5 protein-coding genes are annotated in these 6100 nt (G+C 70.8%); 2 read left to right on the top strand and 3 right to left on the bottom strand.

Going from position 1 to position 6100, the window contains the following annotated elements; all coding sequences use genetic code 11:
• The first annotated feature begins 151 nt into the window (after nt 1-151).
• Nucleotides 152-403 carry a hypothetical protein gene (locus ACFV4F_RS02745; protein ID WP_380500184.1) on the top strand — a complete coding sequence of 84 codons (252 nt, stop codon included), beginning with the start codon at nt 152-154 and terminating at the stop codon, nt 401-403.
• A gap of 267 nt (nt 404-670) precedes the next feature.
• Here the strand turns inward: ACFV4F_RS02745 and ACFV4F_RS02740 are convergent, their stop codons facing one another.
• From ACFV4F_RS02740 to ACFV4F_RS02730, 3 genes are all read right to left on the bottom strand, one after another.
• Nucleotides 671-1984, bottom strand: coding sequence for a UDP-glucose dehydrogenase family protein (locus ACFV4F_RS02740; protein WP_380500183.1), 1314 nt, complete (start codon nt 1982-1984; stop codon nt 671-673).
• Between the two features lie 69 nt (nt 1985-2053).
• A complete protein-coding gene (locus ACFV4F_RS02735) occupies nt 2054-2491 on the bottom strand; it encodes an NUDIX domain-containing protein (protein ID WP_380446152.1) in 438 nt (145 codons plus the stop codon).
• 28 nt (nt 2492-2519) lie between these two features.
• Nucleotides 2520-4286 carry an asparagine synthetase B family protein gene (locus ACFV4F_RS02730; RefSeq protein ID WP_380500182.1) on the bottom strand — a complete coding sequence of 589 codons (1767 nt, stop codon included), beginning with the start codon at nt 4284-4286 and terminating at the stop codon, nt 2520-2522.
• A 276-nt stretch (nt 4287-4562) separates the two neighbouring features.
• Here ACFV4F_RS02730 and ACFV4F_RS02725 point away from each other — a divergent pair, with 276 nt between their 5' ends.
• Nucleotides 4563-5954, top strand: a complete 1392-nt coding sequence (locus tag ACFV4F_RS02725) for a sporulation protein (RefSeq protein ID WP_380500181.1) — start codon at nt 4563-4565, stop codon at nt 5952-5954.
• Nucleotides 5955-6100: the final 146 nt, after the last annotated feature.

Here is a 6100-nt window from a genome sequence, read left to right as displayed (position 1 = left end):
ACAACCTGTGTTGGAGGCGGGTCCCGCTTCTTTTTTTTAACCTCGACCCCCCCCCGGATGTCCGCAGCCGCGGCGGCCCGCCCGGGGGGCGCCCCCCCCCCGCCGCAATCCTTCCCCGGGCCCCGCCCCGCCCGGCGGATCATCCAACGTCGTGCCGGTGTGGAACGATCTCGCCATGCTGCTGCTTGCTGACGGAGTCACTCCGGTCCCGCGGATGATGCTCGTGAACGACCTTGAGACGGATAGCGGCGGCTTCTGTGAGCTCAACAGTCCGCTCTTCCTGGCAGTCGGCGACCGGATCGCGTTCGACGGCCGAAGCCTGCTGGTGTCGCGGGCAAGCGGCGAGTCGTTCTCACCCAACGGCGAGTGGGGAATCCGCTGCCGCAGGGGGCCCCGAATCTGACGATCCGGCTTGCCACCCGGGATTCTTGTGACGCGGGTCAGCCTCATCGGCAACGGAACGTCGCGTCTTCCGACGCAGGTCAGGCGCTGAGCTCAATGGGGGCGACGTCGCTGCCCGGACAGTGGGCGGCGGGGCCTGTCACCGATTGCGGCGAGCCGCGTTCAGGTGTTCCTCCTTGATCTCCTGTTCCGGGTGGCGCAGGACCTGCGCTCTGCGCCGTGCGCGCCTGCGGCGGCCGGGCCGGGCATTCGTGAGTGTGCCATGGGGTCAGGGGCGACCGAGAGCGCGGAAGGTCCAGCCGGCCGCGCGCCAGCGGTTCGCGTCGAGGGTGCCTCGGGCGTCGATGACCTTGGGAACGGCGATGTACGGGGCGAGGTCGGCGGGGTCGGCGTCGGAGTACTGGGGCCAGTCGGTCAGGTGCAGCAGCAGCCCGGCGCCGGTTGCAGCCTGGGTGAGGTCGTCGGCGAAGTCGAGGTGGGGGTAGGCCTTGCGGGCGTTCTCCATCGCGGCGGGGTCGTGCACCGTGACCTCGGCACCGGCGCGCTGTAGGGCCTCGGCGACCGCGAGGGCCGGGGAGTCGCGGATGTCGTCGGTGTGGGCCTTGAAGGCAGCGCCCCAGACGGCGATCCGCTTGCCGGTCACGGTGCCGCCGAGCGCTTCGCGGGCGAGTTCGACGGTGTGCTCGCGCCGGCGCCGGTTGATCGCCTCGACTTGGCGGAGCAGGCCGGTGTCGGCGCCGAGTTCCTCGGCGCGGTGGGTGAAGCCGGCCAGGTCCTTGGGGAGGCAGCCGCCGCCGAACCCGAGGCCGGGCCGCATGCCCTTGGCGCCGATCCGGTGGTCGTAGCCCAGGGCGAGGGCGATCTCCTGGACGTCGGCGCCGGTCAGCTCACAGAGCTCCGCCATCGCGTTGATGAAGGAGATCTTGGTGGCGAGGAAGGCGTTCGCAGCGCCCTTGATCAGCTCGGAGGTCGCGATGTCGGTGACGATGAGCGGGGAACCGGTGGCCAGGATGTCGGCGTAGACGGTCCGGAAGACGGCTTCGCTGCTGATGTCGCCGTCCTCGATGCCGAGCACGATCCGGTCCGGCTCCAGGGTGTCCAGGACGGCGAAGGACTCGCGCAGGAACTCCGGCGACCAGGCCAGGCGGGTGCTCGCCCCGTCACGGACGTGCTCGTCGAGGGTCTGCCGCAGCTTCGCGACGGTGCCGACCGGGACGGTCGACTTGCCGATGATCAGCGCGCCGTCCCGGAGCCCGGGAGCCAGCCGGCGGACGGCGGTGTGCAGGTGGGTGAGGTCGTAGGTGCCGCTGCCGTCCTGTTGCGGGGTGCCGACGCCCAGGAAGTGGACGTCGGCGAAAGCGGCGGCCTCCGCGTAGGAGGCGGTGAACCGCAGGGCGCCGGAGGCGGTGTGCTTGGCGAGCAGGTCGTCCAGGCCGCGCTCGACGAACGGGGCCTGGCCCTTGTTCAACGCTTCGACCTTGTCGGTATCGGTGTCCATCCCGAGGACCTGGTGGCCGAGCTCGGCCATCGCGGCGGCGTGGGTCGCGCCGAGGTAGCCGCAGCCGATCACGGTGAGCTTCACGAACGTGTCCTTCCAAGGGGGCGGGGTGCCGCCCGGCCGGGCGCCCCAACCCCATCGAGGACGGGGGCATCAGGTGCCCGGCTGGGCGGCCAGGTGGCGGTGGATGCCGTCGCGGATGAACGGCGGGATGGTCAGGACGGGCAGGTACTCGGGGGCGAAGAACTGGAGCTTGACGCCCTCGGCCAGTGGCAGCGCGGTCTCGTCGCCGTCCCAGGAGCCGGCGAAGAAGGTGATGATCTGCCCCGAGCCGTGGACGTCCGGCGTCTCGAACAGCTCGGTCAGGCCGCCGACCGTGAGGCCGGCCTCTTCGGCGAGCTCGCGGATGATCGCCTGGGCCGGCGTCTCGCCGGGGTCGCAGCCACCTCCGAGAAGGCTCCAGTGGCCAGGCCAGGCGATGAGCTCGATGTCGTCGCGCAGGTGCAGCAGGAGCTCGCCGCGGTGGTTGGTGACTAGCGCGACCGCTCCGCGCGGCTCGGCGGCGGACGAGTCCTCGGGAAGGTTCTCCATCCGCTCACCGTAGTGAGTCGATGGGTCGTCATGCCGCAGCCGCCAGCGCGTGGTCGGTGAACCAGGCGGCGGCCATCAAGGCCTGCATCCTGGTGCGGTCGAATCGGCCGCCCGGCTTCAGACCGTCGGCCAGCAGCGGCTGCAGCCGCTTGGGCGCCTGGTCGAGCGCCGAGCTGATCTGCTCGGTCGCCCAGGGCTCCAGCGGTCCGGACAGCCAGCTCGGGACCGGGGAGGCGAATCCGAGCTTGTCCCGGCTGCCCCAGACCTCCCGGGGCAGGCCGAGGGCCTTCGCCGCGTCCCGCAGGATCCGCTTCCCGGCCGCCGGGCCAGCGATCTTGTGCTCGACCGGCAGCCGGTAGGCGAACTCGACCAGGTCCCGTGCCAGGAACGGTGAGCGTCGCTCCAGCGCGAAGGCGGAGGCCAGCTTGTCCGAGGTCATCACCAGCGGACGCCAGGCCGTGGCCAGATCCGCCAGCGTCAGCCCGCGGGCCAGGTCGCCGTCGGCCCGGCGGAGGGCGTCGGCGACCAGCTCCCGCAGGCGGCCGTCCGGGCCCTGCCCACGCAGGATCAGCTTCACGATCGCCTCCGCCGGCTCCAGCCGTTCACCGGTGGCGCCCAGGAGCTTGGACGCGAGCGGCCGGTAGGCCTCCAGCCCGGCGCCCAGCACCGCCTGAGGGCCGAACAGGACCAGCGCGTGGCGGACGTAGCCCATCAGCAACTCGTCCGGCCCCAGCCCGCCGATCACCACGCGGATGCCGCATTCGGCGATCGCCCGGTAGGCCATGTGCTCGGAGAACGTGGACGCGTTGCCCATCGGGTAGTCCAACGCACGCATGATCTCCGGCAGCGAGCGGATGAAGTCCTCGATTGTCGGCTCGATGACGACCAGCTCGGCGCCGATGTCCCGGGCGACGACGGCCGCGGTCGCGGACTCGTCCAGGCGGTCATGGCCCGGGTAGCGGACCGTGACGCAGACCTGGGGCCTCATCAAGTAGGCCAGTACCGAGGAGTCGAGGCCGCCCGACAGCAGCAGCGCGAAGTCCGAGCCGGGCGCCCGCATCGGAATCCGGTCCGCCAGCAGGGTCGAGAACCGGGCCAGCGCGGTGGAGTAGTCGCCCTGCCAGGGCTCCAGGCCCTCCAACTGCCACCAGGTCCGCTGGACCAGCGAGCCGGTCGCGACGTCGAAGGCCAGCAGCCCGGCGGGCGGCAGGAGCTGGATGCCCTGGAACGGGGTGTCGGTGCCGGTGGGCGTCTCGATGCTCAGCATTTCCGGGCGAACGACCAGAGGGGCGGTGCCGTAGCCGGTCAGGGTTGTGACCTCGGAGGCGAAGGCGAGGCGTCCGCCATCGAGACGCCAGTAGAGCGGCTTCTCCCCGAGCCGGTCCCGGGCCAGGAACAGCTGTCCCTCACGCGGGTCATAGGCGGCCAGGGCGAACATGCCGTCCAGGCCGGCGAGGCAGCCTGGGCCGAGCTTTGCCCAGGCCCGCAGGACCAGGTGGGCGTCGGTCTCGCCGAGCTCCAGCGGGATGCCCCAGGCCGCAGCGGCCTGCCGGTAGTTGTAGATCTCGCCGTTGAAGGTGAGGACGATGCCGCTGGTCGGGTCCTGGTAGGGGCCGGGGTCGGCGGCGGTGTCGACGATCAGCAGGGTGTTCATGGACAGCACTGCCCGGCCGTCGGCCGAGGTGAGGTGCCGGGTGCCGTCCGGGCCGCGGTGGTGCTGAGCGAGCCCCATCGCGGCGACGGTGGTCTGGTGGCGGACGGCGTCGGCGCCGGCCAGTCCTGCGATTCCGCACATCTGGTTGTCACCCCCGAACGTGAATCGGTGGTGGCCTCCGCCGAAAGGATGTCTTCCCAGGTCCCGGCGAAGGCCCGGAACACCAGGCAACCGTCTGGCGGACGGTGCGGGCAGGGCTCGCAAGGGGGCTCACAACTCGCGAAAGCGGTTCACTGCGAGGAGTGGAGGCAATACCCTCGGTGATCCGGCATCAGGTGCCGGGCGTATGAATTCTTCTCGTGCCCAGTCGAGTACGACTCCCCGCGCCCAGCCGGGGAACGGATTGAGGGGGACGCTGTGGCGTCGACCACCCGCCGGGCCAAGCCGCCGAACGACGCGCTGGCCCGGATGATCGACAAGTGCGAGGGCACCAGCCACAAGTCGCTGGCCCATCGCGTGAACCAGCTGGCCCGCGAAGCTTGGCTGACCACCACGTATACGCACACCTCGGTCGCGAACTGGTGTCGGCGGGGCATGGTCCCCGACTGGCCGGTGCCCAGGCTTCTGGCCCGGGCGATCGGCGAACGGCTCGGCCGGCCTGTGCAGTTGGCGGAGATCGGTATGGCGGATGCGGAGACACCGGACGCCGCGGTGGGGTTGGATTTTCCGCGAGAGCCCGCCGACGCCGTGCGCGTCGCCACTTCGTTCTGGAGTTCCGTGAACCGCCGCGACTTCCTCGCCGGATCCAGCTTCGCCGTTGCCTCGTTCACGACCCCGGTGACCCGGTGGCTGGTGAGCCCGGCCGACGACACCTCCTCGCATCGCGGCAGTGGCAGGGTCGGCACCGCCGACCTCGCCGAACTGCGGGATGCCGCCGACGACGCCCGCCGCTGGGATTCGAAGTACGGCGGCGGGAACTGGAAGGCGAACTCAGTGACGGCCTGCCTGCAGGAGCGGGCTGTGCCACTGCTGAACGGCTCGTTCAGCGACGAGGTGGGCCGCGAGCTGTTCTCGGTGACTGCCGAGCTGTCCCGCCTGGCGGGCTGGACCGCCTTCGACGTCGGTCAGCACGACGTCGCCCAGCGGCACTTCATCCAAGCCCTCCGCCTCGCCCGGGCGGGCGGCGACGTACAGCTCGGCTGCTACGTGCTCACCACCATGGCGATGCAGACCTTGCTGAGGGGCTTCGCCAACGAGGCCATCGACATGACCCAGGGAGCCTTCGAACGGGCAAAGGGCCACGCCGCCCCCCGGGTGCTGGCTTTCACCAAACTCATCGAGGCCCGGGCACACGCCCGCGACAACAACGCCAGGGCCGCCTCGGCAGCCCTGGCCGCCTCCGAGGGTCTGCTGAGCCAGACCTGCGACAGCGCCGATGAGCCAGCCTGGATCGACTTCTATCACCACGCCCGGCTTTCGGCCGACGCCGCCGAGGTCTTCCGCGATCTCAGGAGGCCGAAGGAGGCCCTGACCTGGAACGCCCAAGCGGCCGCCATGCCGACTGGAGTGTTCACCCGCTCCGTCGGCATGCGCCTCGCGATCGTCGGGACCGCCCATCTCCAGAGCAACAACTTGGACCAAGGTCTTGCACTCGGCAACCAGGCCGTCGGCATCCTCGCCCGCGTCCAGTCGAGCCGGGCTCTGGACTACGTCCGCGAGTTCAACGCCGCTCTCACCCCCTGGCGTCGGGAGGCCGCCGTCCGCGAATTCCTCCACCGAACCCGCCACGAGCTCGGCGTCGCGGCCTGAATGAGGGCTCCGCTCGGCTCATCGTCGTTCACCTGCAGCGTCGTACTCACCTGACCGCTAGCTCGCGGGGTGGACTATGGCGATTCTGGAAGAAGCCGGTTCGGCTTTCACGCTTTCCCGGCGGCGCGCTCCGGGCAGGCCCGGAG

The organism is Kitasatospora sp. NPDC059722 (genome assembly GCF_042733235.1).
Lineage (GTDB): Bacteria > Actinomycetota > Actinomycetes > Streptomycetales > Streptomycetaceae > Kitasatospora.
Note: the sequence above shows the minus strand (reverse complement) of the source record. Positions and strands in the feature narration are given on the sequence as shown.